This is a genomic window from Virgisporangium aliadipatigenens (assembly GCF_016863615.1).
Lineage (GTDB): Bacteria > Actinomycetota > Actinomycetes > Mycobacteriales > Micromonosporaceae > Virgisporangium > Virgisporangium aliadipatigenens.
On the sequence record NZ_BOPF01000002.1, the window covers coordinates 399,343 to 419,827 of the forward strand.

At 70.2% G+C, this 20,485-nt stretch carries 14 protein-coding genes and 1 pseudogene; 7 read left to right on the forward strand and 8 right to left on the reverse strand.

Annotation, left to right across the window (positions count from 1 at the left end):
* Positions 1-211 precede the first annotated feature (211 nt).
* Positions 212-1,396: pseudogene (locus tag Val02_RS47085) on the forward strand (MprF family protein); the annotation flags it as partial.
* 153 nt (positions 1,397-1,549) lie between these two features.
* Here Val02_RS47085 and Val02_RS47090 read toward each other — a convergent pair.
* Positions 1,550-2,323 (reverse strand): carbon-nitrogen hydrolase family protein, encoded by a 774-nt coding sequence (locus Val02_RS47090; protein WP_239151711.1) that lies wholly within the window; start codon positions 2,321-2,323, stop codon positions 1,550-1,552.
* Between the two features lie 158 nt (positions 2,324-2,481).
* On the opposite strand from Val02_RS47090, the gene Val02_RS02495 reads away from it, so the two are divergent.
* Positions 2,482-3,399 (forward strand): GlxA family transcriptional regulator, encoded by a 918-nt coding sequence (locus Val02_RS02495; protein WP_203897173.1) that lies wholly within the window; start codon positions 2,482-2,484, stop codon positions 3,397-3,399.
* 3 nt (positions 3,400-3,402) lie between these two features.
* Here Val02_RS02495 and Val02_RS02500 read toward each other — a convergent pair whose 3' ends face one another.
* The 4 genes from Val02_RS02500 to Val02_RS02515 are packed head-to-tail and all read right to left on the reverse strand — an operon-like array spanning position 3,403 to position 8,283.
* Positions 3,403-5,199, reverse strand: coding sequence for a phosphorylase family protein (locus Val02_RS02500; protein WP_203897174.1), 1,797 nt, complete (start codon positions 5,197-5,199; stop codon positions 3,403-3,405).
* The gene (locus tag Val02_RS02505; protein ID WP_203897175.1) at positions 5,196-6,404 is read right to left on the reverse strand and encodes a VWA domain-containing protein; all 1,209 of its coding nucleotides are present in this window, start codon (positions 6,402-6,404) and stop codon (positions 5,196-5,198) included. Before Val02_RS02505 ends, Val02_RS02500 begins: the two co-directional genes overlap by 4 nt.
* Positions 6,401-7,357 (reverse strand): AAA family ATPase, encoded by a 957-nt coding sequence (locus Val02_RS02510; protein ID WP_203897176.1) that lies wholly within the window; start codon positions 7,355-7,357, stop codon positions 6,401-6,403. The genes Val02_RS02505 and Val02_RS02510 overlap by 4 nt, the downstream gene beginning before the upstream one ends.
* 2 nt (positions 7,358-7,359) lie before the next feature.
* Positions 7,360-8,283, reverse strand: a complete 924-nt coding sequence (locus Val02_RS02515; RefSeq protein WP_203897177.1) for a hypothetical protein — start codon at positions 8,281-8,283, stop codon at positions 7,360-7,362.
* Between the two features lie 267 nt (positions 8,284-8,550).
* Between Val02_RS02515 and Val02_RS02520 the strand changes: the two genes are divergently transcribed.
* A complete protein-coding gene (locus tag Val02_RS02520) occupies positions 8,551-9,657 on the forward strand; it encodes a zinc metalloprotease (protein ID WP_203897178.1) in 1,107 nt (368 codons plus the stop codon).
* The gene (locus tag Val02_RS02525) at positions 9,654-10,781 is read left to right on the forward strand and encodes a trypsin-like serine peptidase (RefSeq protein WP_203897179.1); all 1,128 of its coding nucleotides are present in this window, start codon (positions 9,654-9,656) and stop codon (positions 10,779-10,781) included. The genes Val02_RS02520 and Val02_RS02525 overlap by 4 nt, the downstream gene beginning before the upstream one ends.
* A gap of 31 nt (positions 10,782-10,812) precedes the next feature.
* Here Val02_RS02525 and Val02_RS02530 read toward each other — a convergent pair whose 3' ends face one another.
* The 3 genes from Val02_RS02530 to Val02_RS02540 all read right to left on the reverse strand — a co-directional run bounded on the left by Val02_RS02530 (position 10,813) and on the right by Val02_RS02540 (position 15,191).
* Positions 10,813-12,102 (reverse strand): ABC transporter substrate-binding protein, encoded by a 1,290-nt coding sequence (locus Val02_RS02530; RefSeq protein WP_203897180.1) that lies wholly within the window; start codon positions 12,100-12,102, stop codon positions 10,813-10,815.
* Positions 12,099-14,615: a putative bifunctional diguanylate cyclase/phosphodiesterase gene (locus tag Val02_RS02535; protein WP_203897181.1), complete on the reverse strand. Its 2,517-nt coding sequence runs from the start codon at positions 14,613-14,615 to the stop codon at positions 12,099-12,101. Before Val02_RS02535 ends, Val02_RS02530 begins: the two co-directional genes overlap by 4 nt.
* A gap of 105 nt (positions 14,616-14,720) precedes the next feature.
* Positions 14,721-15,191, reverse strand: a complete 471-nt coding sequence (locus tag Val02_RS02540; protein ID WP_203897182.1) for a universal stress protein — start codon at positions 15,189-15,191, stop codon at positions 14,721-14,723.
* A 131-nt stretch (positions 15,192-15,322) separates the two neighbouring features.
* On the opposite strand from Val02_RS02540, the gene Val02_RS02545 reads away from it, so the two are divergent.
* The 3 genes from Val02_RS02545 (at position 15,323) to Val02_RS02555 (ending at position 20,479) form a co-directional block, all read left to right on the forward strand.
* On the forward strand, positions 15,323-16,738 hold the full coding sequence (locus Val02_RS02545; RefSeq protein ID WP_203897183.1) for a nitronate monooxygenase: 1,416 nt from the start codon (positions 15,323-15,325) through the stop codon (positions 16,736-16,738).
* A 135-nt stretch (positions 16,739-16,873) separates the two neighbouring features.
* Positions 16,874-17,191, forward strand: a complete 318-nt coding sequence (locus tag Val02_RS02550; protein ID WP_203897184.1) for a trypco2 family protein — start codon at positions 16,874-16,876, stop codon at positions 17,189-17,191.
* A gap of 6 nt (positions 17,192-17,197) precedes the next feature.
* Positions 17,198-20,479 (forward strand): S1 family peptidase, encoded by a 3,282-nt coding sequence (locus tag Val02_RS02555; protein WP_203897185.1) that lies wholly within the window; start codon positions 17,198-17,200, stop codon positions 20,477-20,479.
* The last annotated feature ends 6 nt before the right edge of the window (positions 20,480-20,485 follow it).

Below are 20,485 nucleotides of genomic sequence, written 5' to 3' on the forward strand. Positions count from 1 at the left end.
GTGGCTGGCGTTCGTCATGAACCTGGTGCTCGCCGGCCTCGGGGCCGTCGCGTTCGACCTCGTCCCGCTGCTGACCGGCGGCCGGGAGGATCCGGCGCAGCTGCTTCCCGTGCTGGCGGCCGTCGTGCAGCCGCTGCTGATCGCGGCTTCGCTCATGGCGTTCCACCGCCGCTTTGACCTCCCGACGGACCGCAAGCGGCGGCGCGACCTGATGCTGCTCGGACTCGGCGGGCCGGCGGCCGCGGCGCTGCTCTATCTCGGCGGCGGATACCTGCTGCGGCACCGCTTCGCGCCGACGCCGGACCTCGGCGACCTGATCGCGGACCTGCCGTTGCGCTTCCTGCCCGTCGGCTACCTCGACGCCTTCCCGCCCGCCTTCCTGCCCTACGGAACGCCCGCGACGGTGCTGTGGGGCTGGACCGGCACGATCGGCTGGCTGGCCGCCCTGACCGGGATCGCCCGCACCTTCGGCGGCGACCGGCCGGCGGACGCGGACGCCGCCGCGACGACCCGCCGGCTGCTGACGGCACACGGCGGCGACTCCCTCTCGTACATGGTCACCTGGCCCGAGAACAGCCACTGGATCAGCGACGACGGCCGCGTGGCGGTGGCCTACCGGCTGATCTCCTCGGTGGCGCTGACCCTCGGCGGCCCGGTCGGGGATCCGCGACGGCGCACCGACGCCCTGCGCGAGTTCGGCCGCTACTGCCTCGACCGCGGCTGGACGCCCTGCTTCTACGGCATCGGCGAGCCGCACGCGAACGCCCTGCGCGACAACGGCTGGGGCACCGTGCAGGTGGCCGAGGAGACCGTGCTCCCGCTGGCGGGGCTGGCGTTCAAGGGCCGTCAGTGGCAGGACGTCCGAACGGCGCTCAACCGCGCGGCCCGCGACGGCGTCGAGGCCCAGTGGCACCGCTTCGCGGAGGCGCCGCCGGCCCTCACCGCGCAGGTGCGGGCCATCTCCGACACGTGGCTCGTCGCGAAGGGCCTGCCGGAACTGGGGTTCACGCTCGGCGGCCTGGAACAGCTCGACGACCCGGCGGTGCGCTGCCTCCTGGCGGTCGACGCGGACGGGCGGGTGCACGCCGTCACGAGCTGGCTGCCGGTGTACCGGGACGGGGACGTCGTCGGCTGGACGCTCGACATGATGCGCCGCCGGCCGGACGCCGCGAACGGCGTGATGGAGTTCCTCGTCGCGTCGGCCGCGCTGCACTGCCAGGCCGAGGGGGCGGAGTTCCTCAGCCTGTCCGGTGCGCCGCTGGCCCGCCGCCACCAGGAGCCGCCGCGCGGGCTGGCGCAGCTGCTCGACCGGCTCGGCACCACCCTGGAACCGGTGTACGGGTTCCGCTCACTGCTGGCGTTCAAGGCGAAGTTCCAGCCGGAGTACCGGCCGCTGCTGCTGGCGTACCCGGATCCGGCGGCGCTGCCGACGATCGGGAACGCCGTCGCCCGCGCGTATCTTCCGCGGGTGACCGCGAGCCAGGGCGTGCGGCTGGCGCGCCAGCTGCTGAGGCGGCGCGCCCGGCCCGCAGCGTCCGGGAAGGGCCGCCTATTCGCGCACGTAGCGCGGGTAGGTGCGCTTCGCCGCCCGGGCCCGGTCCAGGTCGACCTCGACGGTGACGAACGGCTCCGCGGCGGAGGTCGTCGCGAGGATCTCCCCGTCGGGGCCGATCACGTACCCGAGCCCACCGGCCTCGACCGGTGAGCCGTCCGGCACCCACTGGTTCGACGAGACGCAGTACGCCCCCGAACAGATCGCGCCCACCTGCCCGGCGGCGAGCCACTTCGGCAGCGTCTCGTGCGGGGTGGCGCGGGGGACGCAGAGGAGTTCGGCGCCGGCACGCGCGTAGTGGCGCGCCCACTCGAGGAACCACAGCTCGCTGCACAACAGGACCCCGGCGCGGGCGGGACCGACCCGGGCCAGGTCGAACCGGCGTTCGCCCCGGTCGTACCAGGTGGCCTCCCAGTAGCCGGGCTCGTCGGGCAGGTAGTACTTCTCGCGCAGGCCCACCGCGCCGTGCTCCCGGGACCAGGTGAACGCCTCGTTGCGCCGGCCGGTGGTCGGGCGGGACGCGACGACGGCGGGCGCACCCAGTTCGACCAGGGCTTTGATCGCGGCCTCGTGGGCGGCGACGCTGTCGGACCACCGCGCGGGGTCGACCTCGGGATCGGCGGCCAGCCACGCCGAGAACGGCATCTCGGGCAGCACGACCACGTCCGGCCTCGTCGCGGCGACGTGCTCGGCGAGCGCGGCCAGGGCGGCGGCCCGGTGCGCGTCGCGGACGTCGAGCTGGCAGGCGGTGATGCGAACGATCTCGCTCATGCCGCCGCCTCGCTTCGCTCACCGGCGCCCTGAGACGCGAGCGCACCCTGTTTCATGATTCGTTCCCGCAAGCGTCCACTCATGCGGCCAGCATCCCGTGCCCGGGCCGGGCGGGGCCGTGGCCGTTCGGACGTACACTCCTCGGTATCGGACATCGGGTGGGGATCGTCGCCTACGACGGCATGACGCTGCTGGACATGGCCGGCCCCGTCGAGGTCCTCAGCGAGGCCGGGCACTACGACGTCACGCTCTTCTCCCCGTCCGGCGGCCCGGTGCGCACCTCCAGCGGCGTGCGGGTCGCCGTCGACTCGCCCGTGCCGCAGCGCGGCTTCGACACGCTGCTCGTCCCCGGCGGTGACGGCCCGCCGGTGCGGGATCCCGCGCTGGTCCGCGTCGTGCGCGACCTCGCCCCGACCTGCGGCCGGATCGCCTCGATCTGCACCGGCAGCTTCCTGCTGGCCGAGGCGGGCCTGCTCGACGGCCGCGCCGCGACGACCCACTGGAAGTACGCGGAGCTGCTGCGCCGCGGCTATCCGGCCGTCACGGTGGAGCCCGACGCCATCTTCGTCCGCGCGGGAACGGTCTTCACCTCCGCGGGCGTGAGCGCCGGCATCGACCTGGCGCTGGCCCTCGTCGAGGACGACCACGGCGCGGCGGTGGCGCGGGAGGTGGCCCGGTCGCTGGTGGTGTTCATGCGGCGGCCGGGCGGGCAGTCGCAGTTCTCCGCGCGCCTCGAACTGCCCACCGTGCCGGCCGGCCCGCTGCGGCTCGTGCTCGACGCCGTCGCCGGCGACCCGGCCGGCCCGCACACCGTCGCGTCGCTGGCCCGGCTGGCCCGGGTCTCGCCCCGGCACCTGGCGCGGCTGTTCCGCCAGGAGACCGGGCTGACCCCGTCGCAGTTCGTGGAGGTGAGCCGGGTGGAGGCCGCCGCGCGGCTGCTGCTCGCCGGGGCCTCGGTCACTGGTGCGGCGCGGGGGAGCGGGTTCGGCAGCGACGAGACGCTGCGGCGGGCGTTCGTGCGGCGGGTGGGGCTGACGCCCGGGGCGTACCGGGCCCGGTTCGCCACGACCCGATGAGCGTTAATCGCGTTGCCTCAAAAGAACTGAGAGGTCTTCGCGGCCGATCTCGTCCAACACCGCCGGTAGCTCTCGAAGCCGGTTCCTGACCTCAAGCCACTCCCACAGCTCACGCGCCTCGTCTCCTTGCGGGAATCGGGCTTTGGCGTGCCGCGGTACGCCAAGGAAATCGGCCAGCTCATTCCAGCTGTCTCCGAGCCGTTGAGCGAATTCCAGCTTTGCTTTTCCGGAAAGCCTACCGGACGCCGACTTTCGGACGATCCTTGTCCCTGCCGCTATCACTGCGAACGCGACTTCCGCCGATGCCCGCGCCGCAAAAGAGCTATAATGGTCGTCCTTGCTGCCATCGGCGTAGTCGATCACTCCTTTGACCACCAGCCAGGGCAAATCGTGCTGGAGCGCGACCGCAGCGATTGTTGCCGCGTCTAGGTCAATAGCTGCCGCCCTCAGCGATCCGACCCAACGTAGTTGCTCCCACGTCCGCCGATCCGCTCGAACTGCTACGCGGCTGACCATCGGTGCCACTCTGACCGCGAACGGCAGGCGTGTGGGGCCATCGATGTCGTCATACCGCGACCGTTCGACGAACTGAGTGCCGGATTGCGTCAACGCCCACCTCCCTCCCCGCCATTCGATCAGGCCATCCTCCTCGATCTGCGCTAACCGGGGCTGCCAGGTACCGCGCGGGAAATAGCGCTCGCGGGCGGGTAGATCACGTGGTTCCTGGCCCGCGAGCAGCCGTTCGAGGAACCAGATGGTCGCCTCACGTTCGGTTGCCGCGCCATAGCTGGCTAGGTGAGCCGTGTTCAAGTCTAGTGCTGCTGTCGCCAATACAGGGTCCAGCCCATAGACTATGGAGTCGCCCTCGAAGCCTGAGCGGGAGTTCATTCCTTCGTCGTATTCCTGCACCATGTCGGCCACGACAACGTCGCCGAGCGCCACCTGCGACGGGTTTCCCGAACAGACTCCGCATCTTACGAGATGGCCTGGTCGCAATCGTCGGGCAAGTCTGGCGGCGAGAGAGCCGACGCTGATGACGCCCGCGCGTACAGGTCTGGCGAGCGCTATCGACAGGATGCGGCCGATGGGAGTCGAATACTGCCCGTACAGATATGGCTGCGATTCGTGGCGGTCGTATTCCTGCCAGTCGATTTCGGGGGCGGCTCGCCGTACCGCGTCGAATTCTTCTTTCAACGCGGTGATGATCAGTACGTCGACGGCTGGCGTTTCGGGAGGGTCGACGGCTGTGGCTGCGGCGGCGATCTCGGCTTCCGCGTCCGCGACTGCGGTGGTTCGGGCTTCGAGGTCGTGGCGCATGGCGATGCTCCAGCGCTGATCGGCCTGTTCGCTGCTCCCCGCACCCGCTTCGGCCCGATCGAGCCACTCCCACGCCTGGGCCGGGTCGATGAAGCTCAACGCCGTCAAACGCTGTGCCTCGACCAGGCCGGGCCGGTCCGGCCACGGAATCCCACGTTTGCCGAATTCCCACAGCAGCTGCGCCAGATCGCGAATCCGCTCCGACCCGTTCGTGTGCAACAGGCGGACGAGCAGCACGTCCCGTACCTCGGGATCGATGACGTACAGCCCCTGATCAACCTCCCCGCACAGCGGCGACAGCAGGAGCCGCGCCTCATCGGCATACGACAGGGTGTCCGGCGGGTCGAGGAAGTAGTTGACGCGCAACACATGCAGGAGGTCCGGGCTCAGGACGACCGGCAGTGCGGCGTGACATGCCAGGGCCAACAGGGTGCTGCCGTATTGGCGTTCGAATGCGTCGACGCGGCGCTGTGCGTCGGTCATGGCAGAAGTCCGGTCAACGGACGTTCGATTGTCGCGGGTTGACCGCGAAGCACGTCGACGGCTCGGTACATTCCGGTCCGATCCATGGGGAACATCGGTACGTGGCGCGCTGTCTCGGCGGCGGTGCTGCCGGTCCAGGCATCGGGAGAAAGGGGGTTCAGCCACACCGTGCGGTTGGTCCAGCGCCGGGTTCCCTTGAGGAAGGCGACCGTGTCGAGGAGTCGCAGCGGGTCGTATCCGCCGCGGGCGGCGCCGCCATCGCTCAGTACGACCAGCGCGCCGCGTTCCTCGTAGTCGGCGAACACCTCGGCGGCGTCGATCGGGACAGACAGGTCTTCGTCCTGCATGAGGATCCCGTCGACCAGGGGCGGGACATCCGGCAGAACCGCATCGAGGCGCGGAAAGAGTTCACCGGACAGCGGGCTCAGAAGCGACGGGTCCGTGCCTTCCAACGGCGTGTCGTGAAAATAGAACACGCCGACCTTGTGGAGCCGACCGACCTGCCGGATGGCGCCGCACACGTGTCGGACGTACGAATGGAAAGGAGTCATGGAGCCGTGGCGGTCGACCAGGAGTAGAACATTGGCCCGGTTGCGTTGGCGGGGCCGCAGGACCGGTGGTGAGACGACGCCGTCGGTACATCGGCGGCGGACCGTCGCGTCGATGTCGAGTTCGGTCGCCGGCCCGTACCGGATCGGCCATCGAAGCCGCCGCCAGGCCTGTGCGACGCTCCGGAAGTCGACCGGATACTGCGGCAGGAACACATGCTCATAGGGCAGCGGCGGAACCTCGACGTTGTCGAATGTGGGCAACGTACCGACAGGGGTCGTGGAGAGCGATTCGTCGACATCATTTCCGGTCGTTATCTCGGACACCAGGTCTTCGTCAGAATGAGACGGATCGAGATCGGCCGACTCGTGATCCTCCGGTCCCGTCGAGGCGGTCACCGTGGGGTCGCCGGCCTCCCAGTCCCACGAGACGTGCTGGTCGAACAGGGCAGCCACCACGGCTGCCTCCTCACGCGAGGACGCCCACAGTGCGATGACGACCGCGCGCAGATCGTCGCGCGACGCGAGACCGAAGCCGACCCGGAGGGCCGTGCGCACGGTCTCGTAGTCGTTCGGGCCGAGCGGGAATCCCCGACGACGCAACTGTTGGAACAGCGTCCACAGGAAGAACGGTTGATCAGCCGCGGCGGGTGTCATGTCGCGGCGAGGTCGCGTTCGACTCTGTCCAGGTCCGCCCGGTCCTTGAGGAACGCTTCCCGGTCCGGCAGGGCATCGAGATCGTCCGGCGACGTTCCCTTGGCGTCCTGGTAGAGCAGCCAGTCGATGAGTTCGGCCAGTCCCGGTTTCTTGTTGAGGTCCTTCTTGCGGATCTCGGATATCAGGGACGCGGCTTTCGACGAGAGGTCGGCGCGGATGCCGTGCGCGGCGAGGATGCGTTCGACCTCCCGCTGGCTGTCGGGGAACTTCAGGTAGTAGAAGACGCACCGTCGCAGGAACGCCGGTGGTAAGGGCTTCTCCTCGTTGTGCGTGATGATCACGAACGGCCGTACCTGGGCGGCCTTGTGCCCCATGCCGGGTGCCTCGGGCACGTCGAACTCCATGCGGTCCAACTCCCACAGGAGATCATTCGGAAAGTCGAGGTCCGCCTTGTCGATCTCATCGATGAGTACGACCGATCGTCGGCCGGATTCGGCACGTGCTATCGCGCGTCCGAGAGGACCGAGGCTGACGTAGTGCCGCGCGTGGCGGGCCAGCGGCTTGCCGGCATCATCTTTCGGCCCTTCGGCGCCCAGTTGTGAGTCGAAGAGCCGGCGCACCGCGTCGTAGGTGTACAGGAGATCCTGTGCTCTGCTTGTCGATTTGACGTACGCGATCTCGAGAGGCATCGCCAAGGCATGCGAGACCGAATGTGCCAGGCGGGTCTTGCCGCATCCCGGCTCACCCTGCAGGAGCAGCGGCCGTCCCAGGGCCAGTGCGAGGTCGGTCACCCGGGCGAGGTCGTCGCTCGGGAGGTAGACCTCGGGTGGCACCCCGGTCTTGTCCGGGTCGTCTTTCGGCGCCTCCGCTGCGCTGACGCCCGCCGTCGGTTGGCCCGACAGCGTGTTCTTGATCGCTACTGCGTAGCTTTGCGACAGGTCGGTGTCAGGCATGCCTATCCCTCGTAGAGGTCGAAGTCGTCCAAGATGTGCGACAGCGCTTCCGGCGTGCGATGGATGCGAATGACGTCGCTGTGATGCGCAAGGTGTTCGTAGACGGCGTGGATGGGAAGAGCGTCCGTGCCGCCTCCGATGCTGAGCAGTACCCTTCGGGCCCAGCGGTCGATGAGGTCCGCCGGAAATGTGAGGGCCGTTCCGATCGCTTCGAGCCAGTCGCGGACGTCTTGGACGGTGAAGGTCGGCGCCGGTAATTGCACCATGCCGTCCGGTGTGCGAACTTCGGGAGGTATTCCGAACGCGACAATGAGGTGATGCGCGAGCGGTTGCGCGAAGTTCTTCTGGATGCCTCGCCACAGGTGTGCCGCGTCAGAAGCGTCGTCGACGAACATGGACCAGATGACGTGCTTCTTGGTAAGAAGCTTCTCGATGTTCCTCATCCGGCTCAGTGCAAGCGTGACCGGAGTATGTATCGGATTGATCACCAGGGGAATGCCTTCCGCGGAGATCTCGTCCCGGCGCCACATCCGGCTGTCGGCGCCGCGATGCTTGACGCTCGCGCAGAAGTGCTTCAGGAGGCGAGGCGTGGGGGTCGGTACGGTGAAGCCCGACATCGCCGCCGTTCCGGGCAGCGTCCCGATGCACATGTGAACCGGTTGTCTCAGATCGAAGTGGTCCAACTGCGCGAGTTCGGCCGGACCCGGCTGTTGCCCTTGCAGCCGTTGGCGAATCCACTTCAGTTCGGTACCGGGCTCCGTCCCGTCCGCGTCCAGCATCGCGTTGTCGATCAGCCGGACGACGTGGGGCTTCCCGTATTTGTCGTAGCTGCCCGCAAGATTCATCACGATCTGACGGATCGCGACGTTGATCGACGCGTTCTGGCTGAGCGCAATGTTGACTGGAATCCCGTGAAGGAGAGTCATTCGACCCTCGTGGGACGAGGCGCTCGGGATACGGATCAGCGCGCGAACGAGGGCATCTACGAGGTCGGGCGGTATCACTCGGTCACATCCGGACGAGGGACGGGGGAGTACGACATGCCGAACGGGTGACCAGGATACGTCGATGGGGCAATGATTCCGCACGCCCGCGTGAGACGCGGCGCAAAGCGAGCGGCAGCCGGTAGCGTATCGGAGCGCGCCCCCACGGTTGCGTGCGGAGCGGCGCGGTCGCCTATCCGAAGGACTGACGTGTCTGAGCCCTCCTTCCAAGACCTGCGAGCTGATGACTTCGTGCTCGAGTCGCTGCCGGACGAGGTCCTCGCCTCGATGGAGCGCAGGGATCGCGAGTTGGTCGACCTGCCGTTCATCGACGTGGGACTCGAATCGCTGGTCGCCGATGTGCAGGCATGGCGCCCCGGCCAGCGAATTCGTGTCGCGTTTCTCGGCGGCAATACGGAACTGCATGAATCGATCGAGAGCGCCACGCGGGAGATCACCGAGATCGCGAACATCATTCTCGACTTTCGGGACGACGACGGGTCTTTCCGTACCTGGTCGATCACGGACACCGGGTACGGGGCCGAGATCCGGATTTCCTTCGACCAGGGCGGGTATTTCTCGCTGGTCGGAACCGACAGCATCGATCCCCGCATCGGCCTCCCGCACCATCCGGTAGGCGGAGCGCCCCATCAGCGGACGCTCAACCTCGGCGGATTTCACCTCGCCCGCCCGAACGGGTGGGAAGGAACCGTCCGTCACGAGTTCCTGCACGCATTGTCGTTCCACCACGAACATCAGAACATGCGCGGGCCGTGTGAGGCCGCCTTCCGTTGGGACGACGATCCCGACTATCGGCCGACCCGCGATGCCAGAGGTGCGTACGTCGTCGATCCGGAAGGGCGGCGCCCGGGCATCTACACGTATCTCTCGGGCTACCCGAACGGATGGCCGCGTTCGAAGGTGGACCACAACCTGCGAACCGCTACGGACGGCCGTTCCTTGATGGCCGGACCTTTCGACCCGGCGTCGGTGATGCTCTACCGCTTTCCGGCCCTGTTCTACCGCAGCAACCCCAGCCCGTGTGCGCCCGCCGGCGACGGTCAACATCTGTCCGACGGCGACAAACGCGCGCTCCGCCTGCTCTATCCGGCCGCGCAGCCCCATGTCGAAGCGATCGAACTCCGTCGTGAACGACTCGCCGATCTGCTCGACCCGGTCGAGAGTGACGCCGACGAGGGCCTCGAGTCGGGACTGCAGCGTGGCTCGACATTCGCGCGCGAGCTGGCCTCGCGCCTGCGGCAGGAGCGCGATGCGATCAGCCATCCCGACGCCCGGCCCGGGAACCGAGCGACATGAGCGACACGGTCCTTGCGACGGAGTTGCGGAATCGCCTCCTCGACGCGCTCATCGATGTGCCAGGCACCGGCGACCGGGCAGGCCGTGACGCCTTGCTGAGCGGCATCCCGGCCAACGTTCGCGCCTCCCTGATCCGTGCGGACAGCCAGTTCGTCGACCTGGCGAATCTGATCGAGCAGTTGGAGCGATTGGGCCGGCTGGACAACGGTGAGCGGCCGGTCGTCATCGTGGCCCACAACGCATGGCGCAGCAGTCGAGGCACCGATCTCGGCAGGCGTCTGATGGAGATGAAGCAGGAGGTCGAGGAGGCGTACGGCCGGGAAGAGCCGTTGGCCGAGCTCACCGATCATCCCGAGGTCCTGATCTTCGGTGGCGACGGGGAATGGGTGACCGACGCCTTCCTCCGGCAGGCGGCATTCGCGGGCCGCCACGTCGCGCGCCTGCTCGTGCCGCGCTATTCCGGTCACGGGCGCCTGCATCCTCCCGGGCTCGGTACCGGATGGCTCGTCGCGCCTCAACTGTTGATCACCTCCCGTCACGTCATCGTCGCACGCAAGAAAGAGGAGCCGGTCGCGTCCGACGCCGATGTACAGCGGCAGGCCATCGCGACAGAGGCATGGTTCGACTATCACGTCGAGGGCGACAGTTCCGCTTCTGTCGGCGTCAAGGAGGTCGTATCCGGTGACAGTACGCTGGACTACGCGCTTCTCCGCCTTGACGACAGTCCTGTTCTCGCCGACCGGAGCCAGTTGGCGCTGGCGCGCGATGCTTCCCTGCTGGCCCGGGGAAGCAGGCTCAACATCGTGCAGTGTCCGGACGGCAGCCCGCTGAAGTTCGCCATCCGGAACAACTTCTGTGTCGGGAAGGGCAATAAGCCACATCTCTTGCGCTACCTGACGGACACCAAGGGCGGGTCGTCGGGGGCCCCGGTGCTCGACGACAACTGGCAGGCTGTCGCCGTGCACCGCGGATTCAAAGCGGTCGACCCGAAGTACTACGCCGGCGAAGCGGATCGTCGTGACGTGGCCAAGTACCACAACGAGGGCGTCCTCCTCGCCGACATCCTGGATGACCTCCCGCCCGCGGTGTTTCAGGAGATCGCCGCTGCGCAGGGATGGGACTGACGCCGATCCGCGAGCCGAGCGACGAGGTGATCTATCCGCCTACGGTGGCGCGCTGCTCGTGGTACGGCTTGGCGATGTCCGCCAGCACCTGCGCCGGCGTCTTGGTGCCGTTGATCAGGTCCTGGATCGCCACGCCCAGCACGTCGTAGTAGCCGGGCGCGGGCCAGTCCGGGTAGAACGCCAGCCCGTCGGAGGAGGCGATCGCCTGGAACTCCTCGATGAGGTGGCGGCTCTTCTCGTCGGTGAGCGCCTTCGGGTCGGCGGCGATCGGGATGCCGCCGGAGTTGCCGAGCAGGTTCTGGATCTCCGGCCGCATGGTGATGTCGATGAAGTCGTAGGCGAGGTCCTTGTGCTTGGCCTTCGCCGGCACGACCCACATGTTCCCGCTGGAACCGGGGTGCAGCTTGTTGCCGGGGAAGCGGAACGTGCTCCACTGGAAGTCCTTGATGCCCCGCACGAAGTCGCCGTACATCCAGCTGCCCACGACCACCATGGGGAACTCGCCGCGCTGGAAGGCGTGGTTCATCTCCTCGGCCTTGATGCTCGCCGAGTCGCGGCGCACGTAGCCGCGGGCCACCCAGTCGGCGAACGTGTGCGCCGCGAAGTTCAGTTCGGGGCCGGTGAAGTCGACGCTGCCCTGGTAGCGCTGGAACGCGTCGACCCAGGCGCGGTTCGCCCGGGAGAGCGCCAGCTGGTAGAAGAGCTGCTGCGCCGGATACTCGGCCCCGCCGAGCGAGAGCGGGGTGACGCCGGCCGCGGTGAAGGCGTCCATGACCCGCCGGAAGCCGTCGAAGTCGGTCGGCGCCTGCTGGCCGTGCTTCGCGAACAGGTCCTTGTTGTAGTAGACCGTCACGTACTCGGCGTAGTTCGGCACGCCGTACCAGGCGCCGCTGCCCATGATGCCCTTCTCGTCGTAGCGGGCCGTCGTCTGCAGGCTCGCCGGCAGCAGCTTGTCCCAGCCGCGGGAGTTCGCCTGCGCGGTGAGGTCGGTCAGCAGGCCCTGCTTGGCCAGGACACCCGCCGTCGAGTTGCCCTTGTTGTGTTCGAGGATCGTGGGCGGGTCCTCGGCGTTCAGGGCGATCGAGCCGTTCTGCCTGATCTGTTCGAACGTCTTCGTCTCCACGTGCACGGTCACCTTCGGATGGCTCGCCTTGAACAGCTCCACGGCGCGGTTCCAGGCGATGCCCATGGCGCTCTCGGGGCGTTCGTAATGCCACAGGGTGAACGTGCCCGCCGGCTCCTTGCCGGACTCGAAGGCGGCACAGCCGGAGATCGTGAACAGGACGGCGAGCGCCGCCGTCCACGCGGCGAAACGGCTCATACGTTGACGCTCCCGTTCTTGCGTGCCGACAGGTGCCCGGCGGCGACCTCGGCCGGGGCCGGGCGGCCGAGGTGGTAGCCCTGGCAGAGGGTGCAGCCGAGGCGGTTGAGTTCGGCGACCTGGTCCTGGGTCTCCACGCCCTCGGCGATGACCAGGTGGCCGAAGGTGCGCGCCAGGTCGATGATCATTGCGACGATGGCGGTGTCCTCCGGGTTGCTGCCCAGCCCGGCGACGAACGATCGGTCGATCTTGAGCACCTCGACCGGGAACGTGCGCAGGTGCGCCAGCGACGAGTAGCCGGTGCCGAAGTCGTCGAGCGCCAGGTGCACACCCAGGTCGCGCAGCTCCCGCAGGGCGGCCGTGGCCGCGTCGAGGTCGGCGGGCAGGCTCGTCTCGGTGATCTCCAGCCAGAGGTTGCTCGGGTCGAGCCCGGTCTCGGCGAGCGTGGCGGCCACCGTCGCGATGAACGCCGCGTGCGCGAACTGCACCGACGAGATGTTCACCGATATGCGCAGGCGCTCCCCGGGCGGCAGGTCGGCCTGCCACGCCGCCGCCTGCCGGCACGCGTCGCGCAGCACCCGCGCACCGAGCTGCACGATGAGCCCGCTCTCCTCGGCGATCGGGATGAACTGGTCCGGCGGCACCGTCCCGCGGGTCGGGTGCTGCCAGCGCACCAGCGCCTCGAAGCCGAGCGTGACGGAGTGCGTCGTGTCGACGATGGGCTGGTAGAAGACGACGAGTTCGTCGGAGTCGACCGCGCGGCGCAGGTCGTGCTGGACCTGCGCGCGGTGCGCCAGTTCCGTGTCGAGATTTTCGTCGAAGACCTCGACGCGCCCGCGCCCGCGCTGCTTGGCCCGGTACATGGCGACGTCGGCGTCGCGCAGCAGCTCGTCGGCGGAGACGGCGGTGTCCCCGGTGACGAACGCGACGCCGACGCTGGCGCCGACCGCCACCTCGTGCCGGCCGCTGTCGAGGGTGATCTCGATGGAGCGGTCGACGACATCGACGACCCGTTCGCCGACGGAGATCGCGGTGGCCACGTCGCCGAGGTCCGCGCAGATGATCACGAACTCGTCCCCGGCCAGCCGGGCCACCATGTCCGCGCCCCGGGTCACCGTGCCGAGCCGCCGGCTGACGGTGCGCAGCACGACGTCGCCGGCCTCGTGGCCCAGCGTGTCGTTGACCGCCTTGAACCGGTCGAGGTCGATGAAGAGCACCGCCACGGTCTCGCCGGTGGCGCGCGCGTGGCCGATCGCCGCGTCCAGCCGTTCGATGGCGGCGGTGCGGTTGGGCAGGTCGGTCAGCGGGTCGCGGGTCGCCTGCCGGGTCAGCTGTCTGGTCGCCGCCTCGGTGGTGGCGATGGTGTCGTTGAGCACGGTCGCCACGTAGCTCAACTCGTCCCGCGTGCGCACCTTCACCCGCCGGCTCAGGTCCCCGCCGGCGACGGCGCGCAGCACGCCGACGATCGCCTGCACCGGCGAGGCGACCGAGACGTAGAAGCCGCAGAAGAGGTAGACGACCAGGATCGCCCCGAGTCCGGCCCACAGCTGGATCTCGCGGATGCGCCGCTCGGAACGTTCGATCCGGGCCTGCAGCAGCCGGTCCAGCGCCGACACGGCCACCGAGGCGAAGCTGTTGACGGCCACCCGGACCGCGTCCGCGGAGTGCGACGGGAACTCCTTCAGCGACCGCCGCTGCACCGCCAGCCCGAGCCGGTCGCCCATGGCCAACGTGACGCCCGACAGCGCGCGCGACTGCTGCCGGAAGTCCTCGATGATCTGTTCGTCCTCGGCCGTGGCGGCGATCGCGTCGGCCGCGTGCGCGATCCGTTCGCGGGTGCCGGAGACCATGCCGTAGTACTTGCCGAGTTCCATGAAGACCTGCAGCTCGTCGACCTGCGTGTCCTGCGCGGACAGTTCCATCAGATCGGCGATGCGGCCGGAGACGTCGCACAGCGACGGCAGCCAGTCCTGCAGCGCGGTCGCGATGTAGCTGGAGTCCGGGTCCGGGTCGTAGATCAGGCCCGACCGGTCGCCAAGCGTCACGATCAGGACGAGCAGCGCGTCGCACGCGGCCTTGTACGCGGCGAAGCGTTCGGCCTTGGTCCCGTCGTCGGTCTCGGTCGCGGCGACCACCAGCCGCCGCGCCGCGGCCCAGTCCTCGTGCAGGCCGAGCGTCCGCGCGGTGTCCCGGTCGATCTCGTCGACCCGCGCCATGTCCGAGGCCAGGCTCAGCGGAGGTTCGAAGCCGCGCGAGACCGCGGACCGGCGCGCCTGCACGACGTCCCCGGTGAGCACGATGAGGGAACGCAGGTAGCGCAGCCCGTCCTGTTCGCGCACGGTCGAGGCGATCTGCGTGCCCTGCACGTCGATGTAGGCGTTGGCGGTGAAGGCCAGCGGGATCAGCAGCACCAACCCCACCAGCAGGAACTTCTGTGCGTAGCGCAGCCGGCCGATGGCCGCGGACGCCGGGCGCACCAGGGCGGCAACCGCCGAAGCGGCACGCTTGCGCACGCGGCGTCACCTCCCGGCGCGGCCGGTCGGCCGCTTGCGCAGATACATCGGAGAGCCGTAGCGAAAGTTGAGATCCTTGAGGTCGGCTCCCCGATGCCGCCGCGCTCAGCCGGTGGTCGCGATCGCCTCCCCGCTCGTGGCGAACGGCTTCGCGTGCGGCACCGGCACGATCACGACCGGGCAGGCGGCGAGCCGCACGCACTCCTCGGCGACGGAGCCGAGCACGGCGTGGTGCAGCCGGCCGTGGCCGTGACTGCCGAGCACCAGCAGGCGCGCACCGCGGGCCGCGTCGGCGAGCACCTCGGCCGGGACGCCCCGCACCAGCACCCGCGTGACCGGGACGGCGTCGTCGAGTTCGGCGCGGATCGCGGCGATGTCGCGGGACTGGCCCCGCTCGGCCAGCGTCCGCTGCTCGTCCGGGCCGGTGACCGGCACGGTCATGTCCTGCACCCCGGCCCAGTGCCAGGCGGTGACCGCCTCGACCGACACTCCGGTGTCGGCGGCCTCCCGGATCGCCCACCGCAGCGCGCGGCGGCCGCCGTCGGAACCGTCGACCCCGACGATGATCTTGTTCATTGTCCTACCTCCTCCGGGTGTCGTCGGACCCAGCGTTCATCGACGGGGTGGCCGGTGGCAGGGCCGAGGGGCCCGCCGCGGGGGACCAACGGCACTGCCGAGCGGCCATCGAAGATCCGCACACTCGAACGGTGACAACGCCGGTGGTGGTGCAGGGTGGAATGGGCGTCGGGGTCTCCGGGTGGCGGCTGGCCCGCGCGGTGGCGCGGACCGGGCAGCTCGGGGTGGTGTCGGGTGTGGCGCTGGACGTTCTGCTCGCCCGGCGGCTGCAGAGCGGCGACCCGGGCGGGCACGTGCGGCGCGCCCTGGCGCACTTCCCCTTCGGCGACGTGGCGCGGCGGATCGTCGAGCGGTACCACGTGCCCGGCGGGCCGGCGGCGGAACGGCCGTTCCGGCCCGTGCCGCGGCCGGGTCTGCTGCCCCGCCCGGCCACCCAGGAACTGGCCGTGGCGGCCAACTTCGTCGAGGTGTTCCTCGCCAAGGAGGGGCACGACGGGCCGGTCGGCGTGAACTACCTGGAGAAGATCCAGGTGGCCACCCCGGCGGCCGTGTACGGGGCGATGCTCGCCGGCGTCGACCACGTGCTGATGGGCGCCGGCCTGCCGACCGAGATCCCGGCCCTGCTGAACGCCCTCACCGAGCACCGCCCGGCACGCGTGACGGTCGCGGTGCACGGCGCCCCGGCGGGGGAGACGTACCACGCCACCATCGACCCGGCGGCGCTGTTCGGCACGACGGCCGGTCCGCTGCGCCGGCCGCGGCTGCTGGCCATCGTCTCCTCGGCCACGCTCGCCGGGTACCTGGCGCGCGACGCGGCCACCCGTCCGGACGGCTTCGTCCTGGAGTCCCCGAACGCCGGTGGACACAGCGCCCGCCCGCGCGGCCGCCTGGTCCTGGACGCCGCCGGCGAACCCGTCTACGGCCCCCGCGACGAGGTCGACCTCGGCCGGGTCGCCGCGCTCGGGCTGCCGTTCTGGCTGGCCGGCGGGCAGACCTCCCCCGAACGCCTCGCCGCGGCGCGTGCGGCCGGTGCGGCCGGGGTGCAGGTCGGGACGGCGTTCGCGCTGTGCCGCGAATCGGGTCTCGACGCGCGGCTGCGCCGCCAACTGCTCCGCGCGGCCCACGACGGAACGCTGCGCGTGCGCAACGACGTGCGCGCCTCGCCGACCGGGTTCCCGTTCAAGGTGGTGCCGCTGCCGGGTACCGTCGCCGAGCCGCACGTCTACGCGGCACGCCCGCGCAACTGCGACCTCGGCTACCTGCGCACGCCGTTCCGGCGCGAGGGCGGCGGGGTCGGGTACCGCTGCCCGGCCGAACCCGTGGACGAGTACCTCCGCAAGGGCGGCGCGATCGAGGACACCGTCGGCAGCCGGTGCCTGTGCAACGGGCTGGTCGCCACCGCGGGAGCGGCGCAGCGGCGGCTCGACGGTTCGGTGGAGCCGCCGCTGGTCACGCTCGGGCAGGACGTCGGTTTCCTGCGGCGGCTGGCGCCGGACGGGGCGGAGTACGGCGCGGCCGACGTGGTGGCGTTCCTGCTGGGCGGCTGATGCCGTCTCGTGTGCCACAGCCGGATTCCCCTGTCGGATCCGCGACGTACGCACGACTCACCCGCATGTTCGAGGTTGGACGGTTAGCGTCCCCATTTGTCTGGAGTCTGGCGCCGACCTCGACGAGGAGTGGACATGAGCGACGAACCATGGGTCGGGCTGACCGAGGCCGTCCGCCAACTGCGCACCGAGATCACCGCCGCGATGGCCGCCGCCGAGGACGAGCCGCTGCGCTTCGCGCTCGGTGCCGTCGAGGTCGAACTGGCCCTGACGATGCGCCGCACGGTGCACGGCCAGGGCGGGGTGACGTTCGCTGTCGCGTCGGTGGGGGCGGCCGCCGACCGTGCCCGGGAGTCGACCCACCGGCTCACGCTGACGCTGACGCCGACGGTCGGTGACACGCACGAGACGGCGTACGTCGCCGGGCGCTACACCGCCATTCCCGAGCGGTAGGCCGTCATGATCGACGAGCGTCGGGTCTGCGAGGTATGGGCGGACGACCGTTCGGTCGGCACCGGGCTACTCGTCTCCGAACGGCTCCTGCTGACCGCGTGGCACGTGGCGCGTGCCGGTGCGGCGACGGTGCGGTTCCCGGCGCTGCACGCCACGCAGCGGTGTCGGGCCGAGGTCGTGTGGAGCCGTGACGATCTGGACGTGGCGTTGTTGCGGCTGGCCGAGCCGGTACGGGCGGCCCGGTTGACGCCGGTGCGCTGGGGACGCTTCGTGACCGGCCGTTCGGGCATACCGGCGGAGACGCTGGGCTTCCCGGACGCCCACGTGGCGGGCCCCGACGGCATGCGCGACTGGGCACATGTCGCCGGCGAACTCCAGGCGTTGGACCGCCGCAAGAGCGGTCGGATCGATCTCGCCGTGCGCAGCTGGCCCGAGCGGTGGGAACGGCGGTCCCTGTGGCGTGGGGTTTCCGGCGCGCCGCTCGTCTCGGGTGGCCTGGTCTGCGGTGTGGTGGTCGAGGACCCGCACGCCTACCACAGCCGGCGGCTGACCGCCGTGCGGGTCGAGGCGTTCTTCGACGACCCCGTGTTCGCGGCCGAACTGGCGCACCCGATCCTCGAACCGGCGGAACTCGCCCCGTTGCAGCAGCACACGCCGGCCCGCACGAGCCCGGCTAATCTGTTGCGCGCCGATGCCGAGGTGATGCCGTTCCACGGGCGGGAGGATGTGCTGGAGCGGCTGTGCGGCTGGCGCGACGACGAGGACGTCCAGCGGTCGGTGCGGGTACTGACCGGCTCGGGTGGGCAGGGCAAGACCCGGTTGGCCCGGGAGTTCGCCCGGCGCACGGCCCGCGAGGGGTGGGCGGTGCTCGACCTGCGCGAGGAGGTCGTCGCGTTCGAGTCGGTGCGCGATGTCCGGGAGCGGCTCCTGATCGTCGTCGACTATCCCGAGAAACGCCGCGATCAGCTCGCGGCCCTGGTCGAGGCGTTGCCCGGCATCAGGTCGGTCCGGCTGCTGATGACCGCGCGCACCGGCGGGGATTGGTTGACCCAGCTGACGACCCACTGCCGCGAGTTCCGGGAGTTGCTGCCCGACGATGTCGACGACGCGGTCGAACGGTTGCAGCCCTTGCCGCTCGACCCCGACCTGTACGGGCGGGCTCTCGATGCCTACCGCAGCCGCCTGCAGGCGCTGCGGCCGGAGGTCGACTGGACGGCCGCGGCGCGCAGAGCCGGCACGCCGACGCTTGACGTCTCGCGCTACGGCAACGCGCTGACGCTGCAGATGGAGGCGCTGGGTCGTCTGCTCTCCGCGGCCGACGGCGCGCCGGTGTCCACTGTGGACAATACGTCGATGTCCACAGTGGACCCGGCGGCGGTGGTCCTCAACCACGAGGCACGTTACTGGAGCAGGCACGCGGCGACCGTCGCCGACCTGGGAACCCGCCTGCCCGGCCCCGTCCTGCAGCGCGTCGTCACGGTCGCCACCCTGTGCACCGCACGCGAGGACCGGGCGGAGTCGCCGCTGCCGATCCTGCGCCGCCTGCCCGATCTGCGTGACCAGCCGGCCGCCACCATGACGGCCGTCGCTCAATGGCTCAACGACCTCTACGGGGAACCGGGCTGGGCGTGCGCCCCGATGCGACCGGACCCGCTGCACGAGAGCCTCGTCGCACGGGAACTGGACGCCACGCCCGGTCTGCTCGACGGGGTGCTGCCGGTCCTCACCGAGCGGCAGTCGATCGAACTGCTGGTCGTGCTCGCCAGGTCCGCGGCCGTCAGTACGACCGTCACCGGTGCCCTCACCGGACTGCTCCGCCGCTTCCCGACGCGACTCGCGCGCGCGGCCCTCGTGGCGGCCGGTCATCTCGACGACACGGCCCGGGAACGCCTGCTGGCCGTGCTCGCCGCGGCGGGGATCACCCAGTCGGCCGGCATCCGGCTGTGGCAGCAGCGGCTCTCGGACGCCGTGTCAGGGCTGGGAGATCTGCTGCGTCCGCGCGGACGGCGCCGCGACACTCCGTTGAGTCAGGCGGCCACCGGCCGGCACACGGGACCGTCGCTTTCCATGGTGAGCGGCTCGGGTGCGGCTGCCGGTTCGGGGACGTCTCCGGTGCGCCTGATCAGCGACGCCGTCACGATGGCGGTGGCCCGCGCCGCGCGCACGCCGTTCGGCCAGTTGCTCCAGCAGCACCCGGATCTCGGACGTCGGGTGGCGGCCGGCGTGGCTGCCGTCGCCACGATCCCGGTGCTGCTCGCCCTGCCCGGTTCGGGCTCGCCGCCGGTGGACGCCGCGGCCGGACCGTCAGTGGCCGGGCAGAAGTCGAACGGTGCGCCGATGCCCGGCTCGTCGGTACCCGGCGCGACCCGGCCGGGAGAGTATCCGGCCAACCGACCGGGGCCGGGCGACCCGGTCGGTTCGGATCCGGCGGGTGCGGCACCGGGCGGAAGCGCCGCACCGGCAGGGCCGGGAGCGCCGCCGGACCCGGGAACAGGGGCCGGATCGAGCGGTCCCGCCGCTACGGAGCCGAACGACGGCAAGTTCGACGTGGAGGTCGACGCGACCGCGCTCTCGACGGCGCAGATCACGATCGGCGGCGCGACCGGACTCGTCGACTCGCGCGTCGTGCACAAGGTACGGATGGCACCGGGCAGCTACAAGCTCTCGTCCGGAAGCGCCTGGCACGACAAGAAGTTCACCGTCACCGCCGCCGGTACCGTCGACTACGACGCGGGCGTCTCGTACTTCAGCGGCCGTGGTACCCCGCGGCTGACAGTCACCGGGTTGGCGATCACCGTGGACGCCCGTTCCATGAGCGGCCCGACGTTCGGGGTGTTCAACGTGCGTTCCAACATGGCGACGGGCGCGCCGCAGGTGCTGCGCGTGCTGCCGGCGACGTATGCGCTCGGCTTCCACTCGACCTGGACGAAGGAGTCGTTCACCGTCACGGAGGCCGGTACCGTCGACTATCCCGCCGGGGCCACCTATCTGGGCGGGCGCGGTGGCACGACGCTGACGGTGCACGGCGTGGCGGTCACCGTCGACGCGACCAAGCTGACCGCGCCGACGTTCTCGGTGTGGGGTGTGCTCGGTGCCGCGAACAAGAACACTCCGGTGTCCTTGCGGCTGCTTCCCGCCGACTACCGCATCGCCGCGGGCTCGACGTGGTCCACGGCGTTCTTCACCGTCACGCCCGCCGGTGGTGTCACTCGGGACGCGGCCGCCGCGCCGTACCTGTCGGTGGGCGGCAACACGGTCTCGATCACGACGGCGACCCTGCCGGCCTGAGCCGTT

What these genes read in the sequence shown, in the direction of transcription:
- Val02_RS47090 (WP_239151711.1), bottom strand. Translation starts at nt 2,323, where the DNA reads ATGAGCGAGATCGTTCGCATCACCGCCTGCCAGCTCGACGTCCGCGAC.
- Val02_RS02500 (WP_203897174.1), bottom strand. Translation starts at nt 5,199, where the DNA reads ATGACCGACGCACAGCGCCGCGTCGACGCATTCGAACGCCAATACGGC.
- Val02_RS02505 (WP_203897175.1), bottom strand. Translation starts at nt 6,404, where the DNA reads ATGACACCCGCCGCGGCTGATCAACCGTTCTTCCTGTGGACGCTGTTC.
- Val02_RS02510 (WP_203897176.1), bottom strand. Translation starts at nt 7,357, where the DNA reads ATGCCTGACACCGACCTGTCGCAAAGCTACGCAGTAGCGATCAAGAAC.
- Val02_RS02515 (WP_203897177.1), bottom strand. Translation starts at nt 8,283, where the DNA reads ATGACTCTCCTTCACGGGATTCCAGTCAACATTGCGCTCAGCCAGAAC.
- Val02_RS02525 (WP_203897179.1), top strand. Translation starts at nt 9,654, where the DNA reads ATGAGCGACACGGTCCTTGCGACGGAGTTGCGGAATCGCCTCCTCGAC.
- Val02_RS02530 (WP_203897180.1), bottom strand. Translation starts at nt 12,102, where the DNA reads ATGAGCCGTTTCGCCGCGTGGACGGCGGCGCTCGCCGTCCTGTTCACG.
- Val02_RS02540 (WP_203897182.1), bottom strand. Translation starts at nt 15,191, where the DNA reads ATGAACAAGATCATCGTCGGGGTCGACGGTTCCGACGGCGGCCGCCGC.
- Val02_RS02550 (WP_203897184.1), top strand. Translation starts at nt 16,874, where the DNA reads ATGAGCGACGAACCATGGGTCGGGCTGACCGAGGCCGTCCGCCAACTG.
- Val02_RS02555 (WP_203897185.1), top strand. Translation starts at nt 17,198, where the DNA reads ATGATCGACGAGCGTCGGGTCTGCGAGGTATGGGCGGACGACCGTTCG.